Here is a 20,436-nt window from a genome sequence, read left to right on the forward strand (position 1 = left end):
CGCAAGGTTCACCGCCTGCCCGCCATCGGGCGCCCGGTGGCCGATGTCCCAGAGCGGGCGCAGCCGCCCCTGACCGGAGAGGGCGGTCCGACGCCCGCCCTCCTCCGCGCTCAGCAGGCTCAGCCGGGCCCGCAGGGTGCCGTGCTGCACCTACCAGGCCCGCCACCCGCACCAGCCGGCACTGTGCTCCGGCGGCATCTGGCGGGCTGCGTCCTCGAGCAGCGACCAGGATCGCAAGGGAACCGGCTGCTCGTCCGCGATCTCCATCAGAAGGTCGAGAACGAGCTCCCACTCCTGGTGCCGTTGAGCGCCCCGTCGCGTACGTCGTCGACCGTCACACCGTTCTCGGCCCGGGCGCCCTCGGGGAGCAGAGCAGTCGCTCGCCGAAGGAGCGTGAAGGCATCGTCCGTGAGGAGCATCTTCCAGGGCGCCAGCGATGTCCTCGTCGGCCACCCTCGCGGGAGCCGGCTCGGCGGCATGCCGGCATCTCCCCTACGAGGGACCAGGGCCATCGTGTGATGCGGGTAGGCCGGGTTCGCCGTCCCATGGGTGACGTGACGCCATGTCCCTTGTGTGGCACGGCCCAGCGGTTCCCGCCGCTCCGATGCGCCCTGCCGTCCGGATCCGCAGAAGCGGTAGCCGGTCACCCCGGCGTGGCAGCCTCCGTGACCCTTCCCCCGGCGCGTGCTGGTCCGCGCGGCAGCGCCCGGCTGGGCGACCCGTCGCACGGTCCCGCCGCCATCGGTCAGCGGGTGCGTGCGACCGGCTCAGTCCGTGGCTCGAAGGCCGGCCGCCGACGTGCCGTGGTCCCGGCGGCGGCCGCCCGGGTGGGCCCGGCCGCCCCCGACGGGGGCGGCCGGGTCCGCTGCCGGAACGTCGGATGCTCAGTCGTCGACGGTGCTGTCGGCGTCCGCGGCGTCGGCGGCGGATTCCGCGGCGTCCACGAGCCGTTGCATCCGTGCCAGTTCCCCGGGATCGGTGCCCGGCGGTGCACCGTCCTGTCCGGGGGCCGCCCCGGTCGGGCTTCCGGCGCCCGTGGGCGGGGGGTCTGCGGCGGTCCTCCCTCCTCCGTCGGCGCAGCCGCCGAGGAGCAGGGCGGCCAGCACCGTGAGCGCGACGGCGGCCGGGCCCCGGCGCCGGATCCCGTGCATCAGTCCTTGCTCCCCTCGCCTTGGGCCCCGCACCACGTGCTGACCGCATCCAGGTCCTTCCGGCGCTGCTCGAGCGTGGTCTTCAGCGTCGTGCGGGCGGTCAGCCGGTGGCTGAGGAAGGTGTGGACCTCCGTGTGGCCCGCCTTCTCGGCCGCTGTCACGCGCTGCCGGAGCCGGGCCAGTGAACCGCGCCCGGCTGCGTCGTCGTCGATGCGCCGGAGCGCGCGCTCGATGCGCTTCTCGATCGTGGGGACGCGCTTGCACAGGGCCTGAGCGCCGTCACCGGAGCGGGTGTCGCGTGCGGGGGTGCCGCCGTCCGCCACGGCGGCCCCGGCGCCGGCGAGCAGGGAAGCAAGGGCGGCGAAGGACACGGCCGCCCTCTTGAACGTCGACATGACTGTTCCTCCTGGAGCGTTGGACGACGGGCGGTTGCCCGTCCGCAGCGGACGCTAGGAGTGGTCCTTGTGGGAATCCTGTGGGCCGCTGCCGCGCGGCGGCTGTTCGGGCGGCCTCGGGTGGGCCGCCGTCTCGATCATCCAGTCGCGGCGCGGGGGCGGCTGGTCCTCACTGCTGTGCGCAGTGCCGCCCTGGTCGGCCCCCGAGGCCGGTCCGGCCGCCCCTGCCGAGGTACCGGCCATCGTGCCGCCCGTCGGGATGCGGACCTCGAAGCGGGTCCCGGTGCCGCCGGGTCCGTCGAGGACCCGGACGTGCCCCCGGTGGAGGGCGACCTGCTGGGCGACCAGGGTCAGACCGAGCCCTGAACCGGGGCTGCCGGGCCCTCGGCGGAACCGCTCGAAGACGCTCTCGCGTTCGGCGCTCGGAATGCCGGGGCCGCGGTCGTCCACGGTGAGGACCGCCACGGGCCGTCCGTCCCGCCCGGCGCCGCCGCGCAGGGCCACGGCCACGTGCGCGGGCCGTGCCTCGCCACGGCCGTGGACGACGGCGTTGGCGAGCAGGTTGTCGACCATGGTGCGCAGCCCCGGTTCCCAGCCGTGGAGGGTGGGCACGCGGTCGCAGGCGAGTTCGAACCGGGCCTCGGGGTGTACGCGGCGCAGGGAGGCGACCGACGCCTCGGTGGTCTCCACCAGGTCCACCGGCCCGAAGGTGTCGGTCTCGACCAGGTCACCGCGCCCGAGCTCACGCAGCATCATCAGCAGGCCCCGCAGCCGCCGGTGCTCCCTGCGCAGGTCGTCGAGCACCTCGGCCCGGTCGGTTCCGGCGAGATCGGGGTGGTCGGCGAGGATGTCCAGGTTGGTGCGCATGCTCATGAGCGGGGTGCGCAGTTCGTGCGAGGCCGCGGCGGAGAAGGAGCGGGCCGTCGCCAGCCCCTCGGCGGTGCGGGCGGCCTGCTCGTCGTAGCGGGCCAGCACCGTCTGGAGGGCGCGGGCCAGGTCGTCCACCTCCGTGACGCCGGTCGGGGTGTGCTCCAGGCGGGTCGAGGACGAGCGCGGGTCGAGTCCGCTGGTGCGCCGCTGCAGGCGCCGCAGTGGTCGGGTGGCGCGGGCGGCGACCGCGCCGGTGAGCACGCCTCCGAGCGGTGCGGCCACGCCGGCGACGGTGAGGACGCGGGCGCGGACGGCGCCGAGTCGTTCGTCGCTCGCCGTGTCGGGGGAGAACAGCCAGAGCGTGCCGTCCACGCCGCTGCGCGGGCCGGTGATCGGCACGGACAGGGCCCGCCAGCTCGTGTCCCCGTCCCGGACCGTCACCGGCTCGGGGGCGGCGGCGGGCAGGGGTACGTGGGCACCGGGTTGCGGTCCGCCCGAGGCGGTTCCCTCCGGTCCGACCAGCCTGATGCCCACATCGAGCGCGGAGCCGTACAGGCGGCGCTCCCGGGCCCGCTCGACGGCCGGGGTGCGGTCCGCCGCCACCGCCTGGAGCAGACCGCGGGCGTTTCCGGCGACAGCGGCGGCCCGGTTCTGCAGGTGGGTGTCCTGCTGGGAGTGCAGGTCGGCTGCGACCAGTCGTACGAGCAGCCAGCCGGCGGCCAGGACCAGCAGGAGGACGCAGGCACCCATCGCGAGGGCGATCCGGGTGGAGAGGCTCAGGTGCGGGGAGGGGCGCAGACGGCCGGGGAGCCTCACCGGTCCGCCGTCGCCTGGCTCGTGTGCGAGGTGGTGGTGCCGCGCAGGACGAAGCCGACTCCGCGGACGGTGTGGATGAGCCGGGGCCGGCCGCCGGCCTCCAGTTTGCGGCGCAGGTAGCTGACGAACGTGTCCACCACCCCCGTCCGGACGGCGAAGTCGTAGCCCCACACCCGGTCCAGCAGCTGGTCGCGGGTGAGCACCGCACCGGAGTTGCGGGCCAGCATGCTCAGGAGCTCGAACTCCCGCCGGGTCAGGGTCAGCGGGGTGCCGTCCAGCCGTGCCTCCCGGGCGGTGAGGTCGATGGTCAGCGGCCCGGCCCGCAGGCGGCCGGAGCTCTCCGGTGGGCGGCGGCGCAGCAGGGCCCGGAGGCGCAGGTCGAGTTCCTGGAGGGCGAAGGGCTTCACGAGGTAGTCGTCGGCGCCGGCCTGGAGGCCTGCTATCCGGTCCGTGGCCTCGTCCAGGGCGGACAGCATCAGCACCGGCACGTCGCTGCCTTCTGCCCGCAGGGTGCGGCAGACGTCGATGCCGCTGAGGCCGGGCATGGATATGTCCAGCACGATCGCGTCGGGCGGACCGTCGCAGATCCTGCGCAGGGCGCTGGTGCCGTCCTCCGCGAGTTCCACGGAGAAGCCGCCGAGTCTCAGCCCCCGGGCGAGCGAACGGCGGATCGCCGCGTCGTCGTCCACCACCAGGACGAGTCCGCGTTCCTCTTCTGCGGCGCCGGGCATCCGCACCTCCTGCCTCCGGGCCGTGGGCCCGGGTTCTCCGCGTTCCGCGGCGACCATCGTGCACCGAGGGAAGGGGCGCCGTCGGCCGTGCGGGGAGGGAAGCGGCACAATCACAGGAAATTCCCAGGCACGGTTTCTCGTCTCCGCTGCCATGGCACGTCATCGAATCCCCGGGCGGCCGGGCCCGTGCCTCGCGGCGACCGCGGCGCTCCTCACCCCGAGCGTGGCACTGCTCGCCCACCGGGCCGGTACCGGAGCGGGCAGGACCGTCCCGGCGGCTGCGACGGAACGGCGATGAGGAGCTGTCCGGCCGATCATGTGACTTTCGCTTGCCCTGGTCGTTGATTCGGGCATGGGGCGGGGTGATCTGACAGATACCGAGTGGGAACGGCTGCGGCCGTTCCTGCCGGTCGGCAACAGGCGTTGTGGCAGGTGGCGGGACCGCCGACAGGTGATCGACGGTATTCTGCACCGGGTGCGGACCGTCGTGCACTGGCGCGACCTGCCCGAGCGGTTCGGGCCGTGGAGGTCGGTCTACGAGCGCCATCGCCTCGGGTCCGCCGACGGCACCTGGGAACGGCTCCTGCAACAGGTTCAGACCGCGGCCGACGCAGCCGGCGACATCGACTGGGACATCTCGGTGGACTCCACCATCGTGCGCGCCCACCAGCACGCGGCCGGTGCCCGCACCACCCCGCCGCTGGCGCTCACCGACTCAAAGGGGGGCGAGGCGCTGGAACACCAGGACGAAACTCCGAGGCAGAGCCTCGTCGGCCGGCTGATGGAGGTGGTGCGGGAGGCGAGGACCTGGGCCGTTCACGCGGCGGCTTCACCAGCAGAATCCATCTGAGCGCGGACGGTTTCTGCCGCCCGCTGTCCCTGATCGTCACGCCGGGACAGCGGGCCGACTGCACCCAGTTCATTCCGGTGCTGGAGAAGATTCGGGTCCCTCGGCTCGGGTTGGGCAGGCCCCGCAAGAAACCGGACAGCGTCGTGGCCGACAATGCCTATAGCAACGGTCCTTGCCGCGAGTACCTGCGGCGGCGCGGCATCCGGCACACGATCCCGGGGAAGGCCGACAGCCAGGCCGCCCGCCTGCGCAAGGGATCGCGAGGCGGGCGGCCACCCGGCTTCGACGAGGAGCGGTACAAGAGGCGCAACACTGTCGAGAGGGCCATCAACAAGCTGAAGAACTCCCGCGCCGTCGCAACCCACTACGACAAGTGCGGCTACGTCTTCCTAGGCACCGTCACCGCGGCCACTCTGGTCATCTGGCTGCGGGCTTGAGGTCCTCTCACAGGGCGAAGGGCCGGTACTCCAGAGCCTGGTCGACGACCTCGGCAGCTGTCAGCTCCCGCCCCTTGGGCCAGAAGATCAAGTCGCTTACGTAGCCGGTCGGACAGCCAAGGGCCCTCCCCAGCGCCTCCAGCGCGCCGTACGCCTCGGCATCGTCGGCATAGTCGGCATTCATGATCTTCTGCACCAACGCAACGGTCGCTGCGCGAGCCATCACCGTCACAGCCACCCCTTCCAGATGAGTGAGCTTGCTCCGCTTTGACGGACACCTGCCGTGTGGTGGTCAGGCCGCGAGGACGGTCTCATACTCGGCGGGACTGCGGTAGCCGAGGCTGCTGTGCAGCCTGCGTATGTTGTACCAGCTCTCGATCCATTCGAAGATCGTGGTGCGGGCTGCTGCCCGGCTGGACCACGGGCGGTCGCCGATCAGCTCCCGCTTCAGCGTGGCGAAGAACGACTCCGCGAGGGCGTTGTCCCAGCACTGGCCGGTGCGGCCGACCGACAGCCGGACACCGAACTTTCGTGCCAGATCGGCGAATTCACGACTGGTTGAACCTGGGTTGGCAGCAGCGGTCCGAGTGGAAGATCACCGGGCCGTTGGGGCGGCGGTGGCGGGCGGCCCGCAGTGCTTGGGAGACGAATGCGGTCCGCAGGTGGTCGGCGGTGGCCCAGCCGACGACGCGGCGGAAGGCGATGTCGATGACGGTGGCCAGGTTCTGGACCCACCGCCGGCGGTTCCGGTCACGGCACCGGACCTTGACTCGGCGGGGGAACCCGCTCCGTGGCCGCCGCTCCGGTCCGGGCGGTTCCCCCGCGGCGGGGTCCCGGGGTGGGTGGAGGCGCGGGTCGCCGGTCGGCCCCGACGCGGTGCCGAACGTCCGGCGCGCCTCAGGTGCGGGGCTCCAGCACCTCCAGGTCGCCGGTGTCGGTGTCGTAGCTGCGCAAGGTGGTGAGCCGGGCCGACAGCGGCGGCGCCGGCAGCAGCTCGGGGACTCGCCGGTCGGCGAAGGCGCCGGGCCGCTGGCTCCGGCCGAGGGTGATGTGCGGGCTCCAGCGTCCGGGTGCGTGCAAGGGGTTGAGGGTCTCGGGCCGGCTGTCCGAGGCGACCGCCTCCCAGACGCGGCGGTGGAGGCTGGCCAGCGCAGGCTCCCGGTCCAGTCCCCAGGCCAGCACGGACGTAGGCCGCTCGAAACGGACCAGGCCGGTGAGGTGCACCGGCAGCGGGAGGGCGGCGACCACCTCGGCGAGCCCCCAGCGGATCGGGGCGGTCAGCTCCGGGCAGGAGGCAAGGGTGAGGTGTGGGCTGTTCGTCGGCGAGCGGTGCCGTGCCTGGCTGGGCAGCCCCGCATCCGCGAGCCGCCGCCACGCCTCCCGAACCGCCAGCTCCGCCTCCTCGTCCAACAGAAGCTCGACCGTGCGCACCTGGGCAGCCTACCGCCGTGGCGGGCAGGCGGGTACGACCGGGGTTGCCGGCCGTCGCCCTCGCCGCGGACAGCGACGGGGCGGTACCCGCGGCCGGCGTTACTCCAGCCCGAGAGCAGGGGCCCGGCCCCCGGCCCGTGACGGATGCGCCGAAACCCCGGCACCGCAGGCGGGCGTGGTGGTGCGCCTCCCCTGCTCCCCGCGAGCGGGCGCGGGCCCCCTGGGGGGCGGTGGGGCGGGAGCAGCACGCCGCTCCCGCCCCACCGGCCGGAGAGAAGGACGGTGTCCCGGCCCGCCGGCCGCCGTCGGCACCACCGATGCCGCGAGCGCAAGGCTGCCCCTCCTGGAAGTGACGCCCCCTGAGGTCGTGCCTCCCGATGCTTCCCACCCGGATCTGCCGCCGCGCGCGTCCCGCCCCGGAACGCGGGACGTCCGGCGAGCCTGCCCTGCCGTCGCACGGCCGTCCTTCTTCGGGGCGGGACGGGCGCGGCGGCGCGGTATGACGGGTTCCGATCTTCTATGGTGCGTGTGCCGCTGCCGCGATCCTCCCGTGCACGCCGTGCCGGCGCCGAGCGGACGGCCGGTGAGCCGGGGCCGACGTGCAGGGAGCGCGCGATGACAGTTCCGACCAGCCCGGCGGCCGGTGACTATCCCGAGCACCGGTGGCGGGCCCTCACGGGCATCTGCCTGGCGGCGACGCTGGTCTGGCTGGGCTTCGCGGACTTCGCGGTCGCCATCCCGACCATCGCGCGGGAGATTCCGGCCACGCTGCCGCAGCTGCAGTGGGCGAACAACGCCTTCGGTCTGGCGACGGGTGTGCTCGTCCTGGCGGCCGGGCGCCTGTGCGACGCGTACGGCCAGCGCCGGATGCTGGAGCTCGGGCTCGTGGGCATGTCGGCCTTCTCGCTCGTCTCTCTGTTCGTTCCGGGGTACACGGGTCTGGTGGTGGGCCGTGGACTGATGGGGGCGGCAGCGGCGTTCGTGCTCCCGGCCACCCTGTCCCTGATCCCGGCGTTGTTCCCGCCGGCAGAGCAGCCTCGGGCGTTCGGTGCCTGGATGGGAGCGACCTGGTTCGGGCAGGCGGCCGGGCCGGCCGTGGGCGGGCTGCTCACGGTCCTCCTCGGCTGGCGGTCGATCTTCTGGATCACGGTTCCGCTGGGGCTGGCTGCGCTGTGGCTGGTGCGGCGGAACGTGCTCGAGGTGCGGGACGCCGAGGCCTCCCGGCGGGTGGACGTCCCCGGGGTGCTGACCAGCGGGGTGGCCTTCTTCCTGCTCATCTACGGCTGCACGCTGGGGCAGGAGCGCGGGTTCGACGACCCGCTGGTCCTGGCGATGCTCGGTGCGGCAGTGGTCCTCGGTACGGCGTTCGTCCTCATCCAGAGGCGGGTGGCCGAGCCGCTGCTCGACCTCGTGCTGTTCTCCTATCCCTCGTTCCGGGGCTCGCTGCTGGCGAACACGACGATGAACGCGGTGTTCGCCGGTGTCGTCTTCCTGCTGGCCGTCTACTTCCAGGACGTGGCGGGCTACTCGGTGTTCGCCACGGGGCTGCTCCTGCTGCCGGCCAGCGCGACGGTCCTGCTGTTCATCCCGGTGGGCGGCATGTTCGAATCCCGGTACGGTCCGCGGCTCCCCGTCGCGACGGGGCTGGTGTGCCTGGGGGCGGGGGCGTTGGTGGCGGGCCAGGTCGCGCACGGTGCGGGGTTCGGTGTCGTCGTCACGGGCCAGGTGCTGGCGGGCATGGGCCTGGGGGTGCTGTCCGTCCCGATGTCGCGTGCCCTGGTCGCGGGGCCTCCGATCCGGCTCGCGGGCACGGCGTCGGGGGTGTTCAAGGAATCCAGCATGATCGGGAGCGCCCTGGGCGTAGCGGTGTTCTCCGTGGCGCAGCGCCTGTTCGAGGACGACACGGCCGTGGACACCGCCCGCGGGCAGGGCCTGTCCGAGGCGGACTCCGAGAAGCTCGCGAACGCCGTCACCGACTCCGCCGCTGCGGACGCGTTGCTGTCGGGGGTCTCCGCGGCGACGCGGGAAACCATCCGGACCGTTCTGCGCGACGTGCAGGAAACGGGGACCGGGGATGCGATCCGGGTGGCCGGGCTGGTGGCCGTCGCCGCCGGGCTGGCTCTCCCGCTGGTCTGGCGCCCCTACCGGCGGCACAGCACCCCGTCCTGACGGGAGCACCCCGCGCGCCTCCGGGCCCCGCGTCCGGACGTGTCCGCCCCGCCCCGGACGGCGTGGCGAGCAGGGCCCGGGGGCGGACCGCCTCGTCGACCGAGCGCCGGCAGCGACCCGCACCACCGCAATCTGTTCATCAGTCCGACCGGTCGGTATGATCGGCGCCCCGTCAGGTCACCGAAGGGATGTTCGGCATGGACGCGGTGTACGGCACCTGCGCGGACCGCTTCGCCGCGGTCCGTTCGGCCTTCGAGGAGAACTTCCGCGTCGCGGGCGAGGTGGGCGCCGCCGTGGCCGTGTCGGTGGACGGCGTGGTCGCCGTGGACCTGTGGGGCGGCTGGACGGACGCCGCCCGCACCCGGCCGTGGCAGCGCGACACCCTGGTGAACGTCTGGTCCACCACCAAAGGGGTCACCGCTCTCGTCGCCCATCTGCTCGTGGAGGCCGGCCGGTTGGACCTGGACGCCCCGGTGGCGCACTACTGGCCGGAGTTCGCCGCGGCCGGCAAGGAGAAGGTGCTGGTGCGCCACCTCCTCTCGCACCGCTCCGGGCTGTGCGGCCTGCGGGACCCCCTCACGGTGGAGGACCTGTACGACCGGGAGTCGACGACCGGTCGACTGGCCGCCGCCGAGCCCTGGTGGGAGCCGGGCACCCGCTCCGGCTACCACGCGCTCACCTACGGCTTCCTGGTCGGCGAGGTGGTACGCCGGGTGACCGGCCTGAGCACCGGCAGGTGGCTGGCCGACCACGTCACCGGCCCCCGCGGCATCGACTTCGCGATCGGCCTGTCCGCGACGCAGGACCACCGGGTGGCCGAGCTCCTCCCCCTCCCCACGGAGGCCGGCACCCCCGTGGAGCAGCCGCCTCCCGGGGCGCCGCATCCGGCCGCCCTGGCGGCGCTGGCCAATCCCCTCGTCGGGCCGAGTGAGGCGAACTCCGCCGCCTGGCGCCGCGCGGACCTGCCCGCCGCCAACGGCCACGGCACGGCGCGGGCCGTGGCAGCGCTGTACGGGATGCTGGCCGGGGGCCCCGGCGGCCTGTCGGGGGAATCCGTCGAGCGGGTCCGCGAGGGCCAGGGAGCCGGCACCGACCTCGTCCTGGGGCCCGTCACGGGGCCGGGGACCGAGTGCGGCCTCGGCTGCTGGCTGAGCGGAGACCGGGGCTGGTACGGCCCGAACCCGCGCGCATTCGGCCACGACGGCCTCGGCGGTTCCTTCGGCCTCGCCGACCCGGAAGCGGGCGTCGGCGTCGGCTACGTGATGAACGGCATGGGCACCCGCCTCGTCGACGACTTCCGCAAGCGGGCACTGGTGGACGCGGTGTACGCGAGCCTGTGAGGGGGAGACGGCGGGGGCACGCCCTCGGTGCTGCCGGTGAGGGCCCGCCCCAGGATCCTCGGCCCCGAAGGAGCGCCCCGCGGCCCCCCTCCACGCCCCCGTAGCACCGGGCCGTTCGGCCGCCGGGTGCACAGGGGCCGCCGGCCGGGCCCGGCCGGCGGAACCCGAGTGCGGCCCGACGCCGACGACTCCCGCGGGCACGTTCCGCGGCCACCGAGGGGCGGCCGACAGTGCGGCCGTAAACACACCTGTACACCACACTGAAATCGTGCTGCCATGTTCATGTCAGATTGCTCTGTGTGGCTGCTCCCCCGTGGTGTGCCACGAGACGCGGCGGATGCCGTGCCTCCCCGGCAGCACGGCGAGCTGCGCACCGGGCGTGCGGACCTCGCCCGGCATCCCCATCGGCCGGAGAAGGGCCAGCGGACGCAGCCGGTCCGCGCGGGGTCCACCCCCACCCCCCGAGGAGAAGCCATGGGACTCAGATCCGCGCTCTCACGTGTGCCGGCCACGGCGGCAGGCGCCCTGGCGCTGGCAGGACTGGCGGCCGCGCCCGCTTCGGCCGCCGGCACGGTCGTCGGCCTGGACTGCCGGGCCAAGCCCCCCGTCGGCTCTGCCCAGACCTTCGACCTCGACGCCGAGGTCGAAGCCACCGCTCCGGCGTCCGTCGCCTCCGGCGACTCCTTCACCATCACCCTGGCGACCCAGCAGATGACCGTGCCGGGCTCCGTAGGCGGCTACACGGTCAAGTCGCTGAAGAACATCAAGCTCACAGCGCCCGTCCCGGAGAACGCCGCGCTGAACGGTGTGACCCTCTCCGGGGGTTCCGGCACCGGTCCGGGCGAACCCACCGTCTCCGTCGGCGGCGGCACCATCGTCCTGACCGTGCCCGGCCCGATCAACGGCGGCGCCGACTTCACCCTGCCCGCCCTGACGCTGGACCTCACGGCCGGCCCCTCCGGCGGCACCGTCGAGACGCGACTCTCCGGGACCGGCTACGACGACCCCGGGCTGACCTTCACCGCGCGCGTGCCGATCCTCTTCGTCACCGTCAACGTCCCCACCTCCTGCTACCCGTCCCCCAACCCGGTACTCAGCTCCACGTCCATCACCTGACACCGGCCGCCACGACGAACTCCGGCACGCGGGCCACGGCGCGCCGAGGGCCCCCGCGGCTGCCGGCCCCACCGCGCCACCCCGCCCGGACCGCCCCCCGGCGGTCCGGGCACCCTGCCCCGACGACGGACACCGCGCCGGGTCGCCCGCGGCGGCCACCCCGTCGAACGGCCCGTCCTCACCGGCCGGTTCGAAGCCACACGCGAGACGCTTCAGCGCCGGTGGGCAGCCGGGCGGCCGCGACGCACTACCGCAGGGGCGGGGCGCTGCCCCCGCCACACACGGCGGTCGGTGCATCCTCAGGTGTGACGAGGCACGATCACCTGCTGCTCCGGCATCTCCCGGATGGTCGAGGAGCGGCCCCGGAGCGGTCGGCAGCACGCGCGCAGGCCGACGGCACGGGCGGCGCCTCCCCCGAGCGACGGCCGCCCGCACGCCGTCAGCGCACCGGCCGGTCGACCCGCTCGACCCGCTGGGTGCCCGTGCGGGTCCGGTAGGAGCGGAGCCAGGCGGCCGTCGCGTCGGCCCTGGTCCGGTCGGACAGGACGTAGTAGTCCATCTGTGACCGTTCGGCCGTCACATCGAGGATCCCGTACCCGTGGCCGTCCAGGTCGGCCCACTTCACATGGCGGTTGGCCAGCTTGATGGCGGAGCTCGCGACCCGCGAGACCGTGCCGGGGGCCACGCGCAGGACGTCGTCCAGGTTCTCGGTGGTCACCGAGGCCACCACGAACTCGGTGGCGGCCGACGGGGAGAACGGGTAGGTCGCCGCCTGCACCGGAACGTCGTTGGCCCAGGCCGTGTGGATGTCGCCGGTGAGGAAGACGGTGTTCGCCACGCCCCGGCGGGTCAGGTGGTCAAGGAGTTCCCTCCGGTCGTCCGTGTAGCCGTCCCACTGGTCCACGTTGACCGCGAGACCTTCGCGGGGAAGGCCCAGCACCTCCATGAGGGGCCGGAGCAGATGGGCCGGGAGCGAGCCGAAGGCCACCGGGGAGATCATCACCGAGGTGCCCACCAGCTTCCAGGTGGCGTCCGAGGACGCCAGGCCCGCCTTCAGCCAGTCGAGCTGGGCCCGGCCGGTGATGGTGCGGTCCGGGTCGTCGACCTTCCCGCTGCCGACGCCGACCTGCTGGGAGCGGAAGGAGCGCAGGTCCAGCAGGTGCAGGTCGGCCAGGCGGCCGAAGCGCAGGCGGCGGTAGACGGTGCCCTCGGTGGAGGTGCGTACGGGCATCCACTCGAAGTAGGCCCGCTTGGCGGCCGCAGCGCGGTCGGCGTAGTCGCCCTCGGCTCCGGGGGTGTGGTTCTCCGCCCCTCCCGACCAGTTGTTGTTCGCGATCTCGTGGTCGTCCCAGATGGCGATGACCGGGTGGGCGGCGTGCAGCGCCTGGAGGTCGGAGTCGGTCTTGTAGGTCGCGTGCCGGAGCCGGTAGTCGGCGAGCGTGAGGATCTCGTGCCGGGGCTCGTGCCGCCGTACCACGTACCTCTCGGCAGGCAGGTGGCCCGTCCCGTACTCGTAGATGTAGTCACCGAGGTGGACGACGGCGTCCAGGTCGGCGCGGGCGGCCAGGTGCCGGTAGGCGGCGAAGTGGCCGGACTCCCAGTTGGCGCAGGAGACCACGCCGAAGCGGATGCCGGGAGCGGAGGAGTCGGGGGCGGGGGCGGTGCGGGTGCGGCCCACGGGGGAGACCGCGGTGCCGGAGGTGAACCGGTAGTGGTAGGCGGTGGCCGGCCTGAGGCCCCGTACGTCCGCCTTGACGGTGTGGTCGTCGGCGGCCGTCGTGGTGGTCCGGCCCCGGGCGACGACGCGGGTGAACCCCTTGTCCTCCGCCACCTCCCAGTCCACGTCGGTGTCCGGGCCGCTGCCGGAACCGGGCACGGAGTCCGGGGTCGGGGTGACCCGGGTCCACAGGAGCACGCCGTCGGGAAGCGGGTCCCCGGAGGCGACGCCGTGGAGGAACACCGCGGCCGGTTCGGCTGCGAGGGCGGGGAAGGCCGACGTGGTGCCGGTCATGGCGGACCCGGCGATCGCCGTACCGGCGGCGGCCTTGACGACAGTCCGGCGACTCGTGGAGGTGCTGGCTCTGTTGGTCACGTCCGGGGAGGCTACTGACTGGTCATGCCAACCGTTAGGCGGTTTTCGGCGAGTTCGCGCTCCCGGCGCGCGGCGCCGCACACCGTGGCGCGGGCACAGCCAGCCTCAGGGAGCACACGGACCACGCACGGCCGGGGGCCATGGGTCGCGAGGTCCCCCAGGGGCGGCCAGACGCCCGCTACCCGGGGGCGCGAGCACCGCGCGCGGGACGGGGCCGGCCTCGGCCGCCCTGGGCATGACCGGCGCCTGGGCGTCCCGGCTCCGGCCCGTCATCGAGCCGAGGGACAGCGCATGGCGCCGGGGGCGCCGGACGGACCCGGCGGGGGCCGGTCCGCAGCCGGTGGAGGTGTGCGTGCCTGCCCCGTCCGCCCCGGCCCTGCGTCCCTCTCCCGGCGGGGAGACGGGCACCGCCGGTCACGGGCTGCCACCGGTGGCCGCAGGCGCGCGGGGGCGGCGTCATGCGGCCTTGCGCGAGCCGGGGAACTCGTGTCAGGAGCACGGGTGCCGCCGGTCGCGCGCCGTCCGCCGCCGGTGTCCCTCACGGGGTGCGGCTCACATGGCGGCACGCGCAGGCACGGGCGTACGCCACGGCCGGGGAGCAGGTCAGCTCCCTGGCGACGCGGGTGAGCCAGGCGGCCTCCGCATCCAGCGAGTCGCGCACGGCCTCCGGGCACGGGGTGGGCGGGGTGCCGATGGCCTCCCCGGTACGCCCGTCGGCGGCTGGGCCACCGCCTCGGGCCCCTGCGCACTCCAGGGCGACGGCGATGGCGGCGGCCTCGACGACGGCCGGCCGCCGCGGCCCGGGCACGGGGTGGCGGTCGAGCGCCTCGGCGGTCCAGCGGGCCGTCCGGGGGTGGAGGTAGGGGCGCAGCGCCAGGTAGCCGTCCCGGATCTCGATGACCCTGCGGTAGCGGGCGAACTCCACCCCCCGCCCCCGGCCCGCGAGAACGGCGTCGTCCGGCAGCACCGCGCGCAGAGCCGACCACAGCGGACGCAGCATCAGATGCTCCTGGCAGGCGCGCAGCCACCGCAGAGCGCGTGCGGTCAGCGGTTGCCAGCGGGCGGCCGTGGCCCCCATGCCTCCGAGGAGCAGGCAGCAGCTGCTGAGCACGACGGCCACCGGGTCCTGTCCGGCGCTCTGGCGTCCCCGGGTGAGCATGCCGGCGACCGAGGTGAAACCCCACAGGGCCCACAGCAGTCCGACGAGGCCGCCGGCGAGGACCAGCCGCAGTCCGGTGCGCAGCACTCCGCGACCCAGCCCCCGCGCGTGGCGGTGGACGACGAGGACGAACACGCCCAGGCACCACAGGCTGTACAGCGTGAAGACGCTGTCGAAGGCGGCCACCGCCAGCCGCCCGGAGCCCCGGGCGCTCACATACCCCTGCGCGGACCGCGCCCGCCCCAGGAGGAACGCGACCGTGCACAGGACCAGTGCGGCCGCGGTGAGGCGGAGGTGCCACCGGCGGGTACGGTGCCGGGTCCAGGAGGGCGCCGGGCCGGGGAGCTCCAGGGCGAAGACGGTGAGGACCAGGAAGCAGAGCGCCACCATCTCCAGTTCGCGTCCCAGGAGGTAGACCAGGACGCCGGGCCAGGCGGGCGGGAGCTGCGCGAGCGCTTCACGCGTCGGCGGAGCGAGCAGCGCCGTGGCCGCGCCCATGGCGAGAGCGAACAGGCACAGGGCCCGTGCGGCGGCCGGCGAGGCGGACGTTCGGCACTGCCGGAACTCGTACGCGGCCACCATGAGAGCGAGGGCCGTGGGCAGGTAGGCCGGAACACCGCTCACCCGGTCGTCCGCTCAGCCACGGTCACGCAGGCCCACGACGCCGCCGACGAGCGGGCCCGCAGCGCTCCCCCCGGACACCGGCGGCGGCAGCGCCGCATCCTTGCGCAACGCCCGGTGGCGCAGCAGAGAGGCCAGCAACTCGGCCTCACGCTCCGCCGGTTCGGGGAACGCCGTGCGCCCGAGGACACGACGCACGAGGTGCGGGGAGAGATGGCCGACCAGCGCCCGCGGCACCGCCGGATCCCCGCCCGCCACCCGGTCGTGCCCGAGAAGCAGGTGCGCCGCCTCGTGCAGCAGGATGTGCTCCCGGTGCAGGGCGGTGGTCTGCCGGGTGTGCAGGATGTAGTCGGCGCTGTCCGTGGTCACCAGCACTCCGCACGGGCCGGTGGACGGAAGGTCGACGGGCAGGACCGTGATGGGACGCCCGCGCCGTTCGGCCAGCGAGGCGATGAACCGTGTGGCGTCGAACGGCGTCGGGACGGCGAGACCGTCCACGATCCGCCCCGCGCGCCGCCACATCCGCCTGTCCGGCCGACCGAGCAGCACGGCACACTCCTCTCGATCCGGGCCACGCGGCAGGACGGAGCCCGACCGCAGGCCAGGGACGGGGCGGCACCCCGGCACGGCCACCACGCGACGGGCGGCGGGACGCACGGCACGAGCGTAACGACCGCTCCCACCGCAGGCGAGGGCGCCGACGGGGGCCGGCGAGCGGACCCGTCGGGTTTCGGCCGGGTGGGTGACCTTGTGCGGTGGCGGGCGGTAGGGGCCGTCCGGGCGTTGCGCAGGGGTGCGGTCAGCCGGTGGAGGCGGCCTCCGCGGGACTCTCCGCCTCGGGGGGCCGGGCGGAGCGCAGCCGCCGCGCCGCCCGGACGGCCGGCGGAATGGCGACGGCGACGACGCCCAGCCGGGCGAGGTTCAGGGCCCACAGGGCCGGGTGGACGCCGATCCACTGCCCCAGCAGGCCGCCGCCCAGGGCACCCAGGACGTTGGCCGCCGCGACGAGGACCTGTACGGCGGCCATGGCGCGCCCGAGTTCGTCCTCCGGCACGTCGGCGGTGAGCACCGAGCCCAGCCCGACGTTGGCGATGGCCCCGAAGAAGACCGGAAGGGAGATGCCGAGCGCGGCGACGGAGGCCGCCAGGGGGAGGGGGCCGACGGCCATCGGGAGCAGAAGGGCGCTGCAGGCGGCCAGGGCGAAGCTGAGCGCCGTCACGCGGCGGGCGTCGCTGCCGGGGCGGAGCACGCGCCCGGCGACGAAGGACCCGGCCATCCCGGTGACGCCCGAGAGGGCGAACACCAGGCCGTAGGCGGATTCGGGCAGTCCCACGCCGCGCAGCAGGAAGATGCCGGTGAGTGCGGTGACGCCCGAGAGGCAGACGGCGGAGGAGAGCAGGAACGTCAGCAGCGCGCGGTGGTAGGTGTGGCCGACGAAGAACCGCAGCCCCGCCGTGGCGCCCCGGGAGCGGTCGCCGGGCGTCCTCGTCTTCGCCGAGGAGCGGTCGGCGCTGCGCATGGCCAGCAGTGCGGTGGCGCTCAGGAGGTAGCTGGCGGCGTCGACGGCCAGGGCCGCCGCGCCGCCGAAGAGGGCCACGGCCGGTCCGGCCAGGGAGCGGCCGACCAGGGAGGCGCCGAACTGCCCGGCCTGGAGCCGGGCCCGCGCCGGTCCGACGCCGTCGGCACTGACCAGTGCGCGCAGGTGCACGAAGTAGAGGGAGCCGGCCATGCTGCCCAGGGCGGCCCGCACGGCGCTGAGGCAGGCGAGCCAGACGAGGGTGACGGAGCCGGCGGCCAGCCCGAGCGCGACGGTGCCCACGGCCAGGGCGGAGGCGGTGTCGAGCGCCACGAGCACCCTGCGGGGGCGGGTGACGCGGTCGGCGAGGGCGCCGAGGGGCAGCCCGAGCAGGAGCACGGGCAGCATGCCGGCCGCGCTGAGGAGGCCGGCCTCGGCGGCCGTGGCGTCCAGTTGGACGACGGCGATGAGGGGGAAGGCGACGGCGGTGAAGAACGAGCCGAAGGCGGAGGTGGTCTGCCCCCACCAGTACAGGGTGAGATCGCGGCGCACGGCGGTCCTCCGGAGGGCTCAGGCCGGTGTGGGAAGGGGGGCGCCGGCCAGGGCGTCGACGGTGAACAGCGCGTCGGGTCGGGGGTCGAGCAACTGGGCCAGGAACAGCAGCACTCCGGCGGAACCGCTGTACAGGTCGGCGCTGTAGCGCAGTGACTGGTCGCCCAGCATCCGGACGCCGGTCCCGTGCGGTATCGCGTACTTGAACAGCCCCCGGGCGGCCCTGACGGCGGCGCTGCGGGTCGCCGGGTCGCCGGTGATCCGGGCGTGGTCGGCCAGGACGAGCCCGTAGCCGGACAGCCCCTGGTAGAGGCCGGGCATGACGGTCGTCAGCAGGTGCAGCGGGGCCAGCAGCCGGGGCAGTGCGTCGGTGAGCCGCTCGTCGTCGACCAGGCCCAGGTAGCGGGTGGCCGTGTGCGCGAGGCCGGCCGAGCCGGAGTAGAGGTACGCCACCACGCGGCCGTCGGCCGCCGAGACGGGGAAGGTCAGGTCGGGGGCGGCGGGGTCCGTGGCCCGGTCGAGTTCGGCGTGGAGCAGCCGGAGGCCCCGGGTGAGGTGGTCGGCGTCGCCGGTCACGGCGGCGAGTTGCTGGAGGAGCAGGGCGACGCCGCAGGGGCCGTGCAGCAGCCCGGTGGCGTCGTCGGGGCCGAGCCGTTCGGCCAGGCGGTCGTCGTCGGGTGGCAGGGCGCGGGTGAGGGCGAGCGCCCGGTCGACGTGGTGCTCGTCGCGGGTGTGGCCGTACAGGGCCAGATGGGCCAGTGCGACGCCCGCCGACCCGCCGTAGAGGGTGGCGCTGCCGGCGGTGAGCGGGTGCCTGTCCGCGGCGGCCAGCAGGTCGGCCGCCTCGGTGACCATTCCGTGGTCGGCGAGGACCCGCGCGATGCCCGCGGTGCCGACGTAGAACCCGGGGGCCAGTGCGTCGGCGGCGTCGAGTGCGTCCCGGCGCAGCCGGTGCAGGACGCCGTCGGGCAGCGTCCTGCCCGCGTGGCGCAGCGCGTGGGCGACGCCGGCCGTGCCGTAGGCGACGCAGAGCGTGTTGCTCTGGTAGCCCTCCATGATGGTGGGGAAGACCCGTGCCGGGTGGTCGGGTTCGGCCATCGCGAGCAGCGCGTCCGCGATGCCGTCGCGCAGGGCCGTCAGGTGGGTGGCCGGGTCGCCGGCGACCTCTTCGGGGCCGGGCAGGGGTGAGCGGCCCTCCGGGCGGTGGTAGCGGGTGACGCGCGCCCACAGGGACCGCGGTACGGGGGCCCGTTCGGCCAGCTCCGCGTGCTGGTGGGCCAGGGCGTCGGGGTTGCGCCGGGCCACGTGCTGAAGGGGGCCGAGGAGCAGGTGGGTCAGCGCGCAGAGGCCGTAGTGGTCGTACACGACGGGGTCGTCGCCGCGCAGCTCGGCGGGCGGGCTGTAGCCGGGCGTTCCCAGCGGGGTGAAGGGCGTTCCGGCGGGCCGGGCGGCCTCGAAGTCGACCAGCCGGACGCGGTCGTCGTCGTCGACCAGGACGTTGCCGGGGCTGACGTCCACGAAGAGGAGCCCGGTGGCGTGCAGCCGGTCGAGGGCCTGCCCGATCGCCGCGATGATCCGTTCGCAGCGTTCGTAGTAGGCGAGGATGTCCGCGCGGGTGGCGGTGACGTGCAGGAGGGGGCTCGTGCCGGACATCCAGTGCGACAGCGGGCGGCCGTGCACGAGTTCCGTGACCAGGAAGTCGTGTTCCCAGACCCGGAACCGCCCGACGGGCCGCGGGGCCAGTCCGGGTGCGGCGCGGTGCAGGTGGCGCAGGGTCTCCCATTCGGCGTGCAGCGCCTCGGTGGCCGTGGTCCCGTCGGCGGCCACACCGCAGTGGGCGCGTGCCTCCTTGATGAAGACCCTGCGGCCGGTGGCCACCTCGCGGCCGCGGTAGGTGCCGCCCGCGTTGCTGAACCGGATCGCCTCCTCGAAGGCGAAGCCCCCGAAGATCGGCGGCCGGTCCGCGGTCCGGGGCCCTCGCGGCGCGGTCGGGCCGGGCGTGTCCGCGGGCCGGAAGGGGTCGGTGAGTCCTTCGGGCAGGGTGAAGCCGAGTGCGCGGCGGTCCTCGACGAGGTTCCCGCGGCCGTCGGCGACGAGGTACAGGCTGGTGCCGTCGGCCCGCACGCGGCGCCGGGAGACGAAGGCCCCGTAGCGGTAGTGGACGGTCCGCGAGGTGCCGAACCGGCGGTCGGTGAGGATGAAGGGGCCTTCCTCGCCGTCCAGTTCGGCGCTCAGGTGCTCCATCAGGCGGCGGGCGGCGGGCGCGTCGTGCGGATAGGCCGCGATGAACTTCCCGTTCTGGACGCGCGATGCCTGCTTGGCGTGCGTCCGGTAGTGGAGGACCCGGTCCGAGAGGTGCTTGAAGCGCACCTCGTGGGCGAAGCACACGCGGGCGACGGTGTCGAGGACGTGGGCGAGCCGGTCGGGGCGGGCCGAGACGTGCACCTTCCAGCCGTCCTCGGCACCGCGGGTCCCGCCGCGCCTCCACACGGTCCACGGTCCGGACGCGGTGCCCTCCCATCCGTCGGGCACCGCGGCGGGCCGCAGGGGCTCGCCCCGCCCGGAGCCGCTCTCCAGGGGCGCGTAGAACTCCTGGTCCGCGACGACGTACGCGAAGGGGTTCTTCTTCATGACGTTCCGCCACCTCGTTCGTCGCCGTTGGACCGGTCCGATGGGATCGTGGGCACGACGGACGGTGGTGTGCCGCGGCCTGCGGCACCGGTGCGGCACACCACCCCGTTCCGGGTCAGATCCGGCCCGGCGTCAGCACTCCCCCAGGCTGACGGTGCTGATCAGCTCGTCGCCGGGGGCGTCGGCCGAGAGGTCCTGCAGTTCCCGCACGGAGTGGGCCTCGACCTCGGCCTCCTCCTCGCTCTCGACGCCCGGGGTCTCCTCGGGGGTGGGCTCGTTGATCTCCGACATGGCCGGTCTCCTCGTCCGCTCGGGGATGGCGGTCACCTGCGGGTCTCCGCCTGTGCCCCGACGTTAGGGCGAGGGTGTTCGACGACGGCTTGCCATCGGTATGGCGCCGGTATCCCGGCCAGGTCCGGCGGGTGGCGCGGCGGTTGCGGCCGGGAAGCGGGCGCCGGCGCGGAGCGTGCACGGTGCCTGGCGCTCGACCGGCGGGTGACCTACGCTCCCTTAAGGCATCAGCTGAAATGAATGACATGCGCGATCTCATTGTTGCTGG

17 protein-coding genes are annotated in these 20,436 nt (G+C 74.4%); 4 read left to right on the forward strand and 13 right to left on the reverse strand.

Going from position 1 to position 20,436, the window contains the following annotated elements:
- Nucleotides 1-884: 884 nt before the first annotated feature.
- The 4 genes from NPS70_RS08250 to NPS70_RS08265 are packed head-to-tail and all read right to left on the reverse strand — an operon-like array spanning nt 885 to nt 3,963.
- A complete protein-coding gene (locus NPS70_RS08250) occupies nt 885-1,151 on the reverse strand; it encodes a hypothetical protein (RefSeq protein WP_256523418.1) in 267 nt (88 codons plus the stop codon).
- A complete protein-coding gene (locus NPS70_RS08255; RefSeq protein ID WP_256523419.1) occupies nt 1,151-1,546 on the reverse strand; it encodes a hypothetical protein in 396 nt (131 codons plus the stop codon). Before NPS70_RS08255 ends, NPS70_RS08250 begins: the two co-directional genes overlap by 1 nt.
- 54 nt (nt 1,547-1,600) lie before the next feature.
- A complete protein-coding gene (locus NPS70_RS08260) occupies nt 1,601-3,232 on the reverse strand; it encodes a HAMP domain-containing sensor histidine kinase (RefSeq protein WP_256523420.1) in 1,632 nt (543 codons plus the stop codon).
- Nucleotides 3,229-3,963 (reverse strand): response regulator transcription factor, encoded by a 735-nt coding sequence (locus tag NPS70_RS08265; protein ID WP_256523421.1) that lies wholly within the window; start codon nt 3,961-3,963, stop codon nt 3,229-3,231. The genes NPS70_RS08260 and NPS70_RS08265 overlap by 4 nt, the downstream gene beginning before the upstream one ends.
- Before the next feature lie 352 nt (nt 3,964-4,315).
- Between NPS70_RS08265 and NPS70_RS08270 the strand changes: the two genes are divergently transcribed.
- Nucleotides 4,316-5,250 (forward strand): IS5 family transposase gene (locus tag NPS70_RS08270; protein WP_374211962.1). Its coding sequence is split into 2 segments (ribosomal slippage): nt 4,316-4,703 and nt 4,703-5,250, totalling 936 coding nucleotides; the frame shifts between segments, so codons are not numbered across the junction.
- Nucleotides 5,251-5,257: 7 nt separating this feature from the next.
- Here the strand turns inward: NPS70_RS08270 and NPS70_RS08275 are convergent.
- The 3 genes from NPS70_RS08275 to NPS70_RS08285 all read right to left on the reverse strand — a co-directional run bounded on the left by NPS70_RS08275 (nt 5,258) and on the right by NPS70_RS08285 (nt 6,681).
- Entirely contained in the window at nt 5,258-5,473 is a 216-nt protein-coding gene (locus NPS70_RS08275) for an e9imm peptide (RefSeq protein WP_256523700.1), read from the reverse strand.
- Between the two features lie 69 nt (nt 5,474-5,542).
- Nucleotides 5,543-5,788 (reverse strand): integrase core domain-containing protein, encoded by a 246-nt coding sequence (locus NPS70_RS08280; protein ID WP_308314993.1) that lies wholly within the window; start codon nt 5,786-5,788, stop codon nt 5,543-5,545.
- A 359-nt stretch (nt 5,789-6,147) separates the two neighbouring features.
- On the reverse strand, nt 6,148-6,681 hold the full coding sequence (locus NPS70_RS08285) for a 2'-5' RNA ligase family protein (protein WP_256523422.1): 534 nt from the start codon (nt 6,679-6,681) through the stop codon (nt 6,148-6,150).
- A gap of 615 nt (nt 6,682-7,296) precedes the next feature.
- On the opposite strand from NPS70_RS08285, the gene NPS70_RS08290 reads away from it, so the two are divergent.
- The 3 genes from NPS70_RS08290 (at nt 7,297) to NPS70_RS08300 (ending at nt 11,306) form a co-directional block, all read left to right on the forward strand.
- The gene (locus NPS70_RS08290; protein WP_256523423.1) at nt 7,297-8,850 is read left to right on the forward strand and encodes an MFS transporter; all 1,554 of its coding nucleotides are present in this window, start codon (nt 7,297-7,299) and stop codon (nt 8,848-8,850) included.
- 197 nt (nt 8,851-9,047) lie between these two features.
- Nucleotides 9,048-10,190, forward strand: coding sequence for a serine hydrolase domain-containing protein (locus tag NPS70_RS08295; protein WP_256523424.1), 1,143 nt, complete (start codon nt 9,048-9,050; stop codon nt 10,188-10,190).
- A gap of 474 nt (nt 10,191-10,664) precedes the next feature.
- Nucleotides 10,665-11,306: a cyclase gene (locus NPS70_RS08300; RefSeq protein WP_256523425.1), complete on the forward strand. Its 642-nt coding sequence runs from the start codon at nt 10,665-10,667 to the stop codon at nt 11,304-11,306.
- A gap of 439 nt (nt 11,307-11,745) precedes the next feature.
- On the opposite strand, the gene NPS70_RS08305 is transcribed toward NPS70_RS08300, so the two are convergent.
- From NPS70_RS08305 to NPS70_RS08330, 6 genes are all read right to left on the reverse strand, one after another.
- Nucleotides 11,746-13,398 (reverse strand): alkaline phosphatase, encoded by a 1,653-nt coding sequence (locus NPS70_RS08305; protein ID WP_256523426.1) that lies wholly within the window; start codon nt 13,396-13,398, stop codon nt 11,746-11,748.
- Nucleotides 13,399-13,936: 538 nt separating this feature from the next.
- Nucleotides 13,937-15,181 carry an MAB_1171c family putative transporter gene (locus NPS70_RS08310; protein WP_256523427.1) on the reverse strand — a complete coding sequence of 415 codons (1,245 nt, stop codon included), beginning with the start codon at nt 15,179-15,181 and terminating at the stop codon, nt 13,937-13,939.
- 12 nt (nt 15,182-15,193) lie between these two features.
- Nucleotides 15,194-15,727, reverse strand: a complete 534-nt coding sequence (locus NPS70_RS08315; RefSeq protein WP_256523428.1) for a ParH-like protein — start codon at nt 15,725-15,727, stop codon at nt 15,194-15,196.
- 250 nt (nt 15,728-15,977) lie between these two features.
- Entirely contained in the window at nt 15,978-17,246 is a 1,269-nt protein-coding gene (locus NPS70_RS08320) for an MFS transporter (RefSeq protein ID WP_256523429.1), read from the reverse strand.
- An 18-nt stretch (nt 17,247-17,264) separates the two neighbouring features.
- The gene (lanKC, locus tag NPS70_RS08325) at nt 17,265-19,877 is read right to left on the reverse strand and encodes a class III lanthionine synthetase LanKC (RefSeq protein ID WP_256523430.1); all 2,613 of its coding nucleotides are present in this window, start codon (nt 19,875-19,877) and stop codon (nt 17,265-17,267) included.
- A 132-nt stretch (nt 19,878-20,009) separates the two neighbouring features.
- Nucleotides 20,010-20,168 (reverse strand): hypothetical protein, encoded by a 159-nt coding sequence (locus NPS70_RS08330; protein WP_256523431.1) that lies wholly within the window; start codon nt 20,166-20,168, stop codon nt 20,010-20,012.
- Between the last annotated feature and the right edge of the window lie 268 nt (nt 20,169-20,436).

The organism is Streptomyces sp. C10-9-1, from assembly GCF_024497955.1.
Lineage (GTDB): Bacteria > Actinomycetota > Actinomycetes > Streptomycetales > Streptomycetaceae > Streptomyces > Streptomyces sanyensis.

Coding starts and splice junctions, on each gene's coding strand:
- NPS70_RS08250 (WP_256523418.1), bottom strand. CDS start 1,151: ATGCACGGGATCCGGCGCCGGGGCCCGGCCGCCGTCGCGCTCACGGTG.
- NPS70_RS08255 (WP_256523419.1), bottom strand. CDS start 1,546: ATGTCGACGTTCAAGAGGGCGGCCGTGTCCTTCGCCGCCCTTGCTTCC.
- NPS70_RS08265 (WP_256523421.1), bottom strand. CDS start 3,963: ATGCCCGGCGCCGCAGAAGAGGAACGCGGACTCGTCCTGGTGGTGGAC.
- NPS70_RS08275 (WP_256523700.1), bottom strand. CDS start 5,473: ATGGCTCGCGCAGCGACCGTTGCGTTGGTGCAGAAGATCATGAATGCC.
- NPS70_RS08290 (WP_256523423.1), top strand. CDS start 7,297: ATGACAGTTCCGACCAGCCCGGCGGCCGGTGACTATCCCGAGCACCGG.
- NPS70_RS08295 (WP_256523424.1), top strand. CDS start 9,048: ATGGACGCGGTGTACGGCACCTGCGCGGACCGCTTCGCCGCGGTCCGT.
- NPS70_RS08300 (WP_256523425.1), top strand. CDS start 10,665: ATGGGACTCAGATCCGCGCTCTCACGTGTGCCGGCCACGGCGGCAGGC.
- lanKC (WP_256523430.1), bottom strand. CDS start 19,877: ATGAAGAAGAACCCCTTCGCGTACGTCGTCGCGGACCAGGAGTTCTAC.
- NPS70_RS08330 (WP_256523431.1), bottom strand. CDS start 20,168: ATGTCGGAGATCAACGAGCCCACCCCCGAGGAGACCCCGGGCGTCGAG.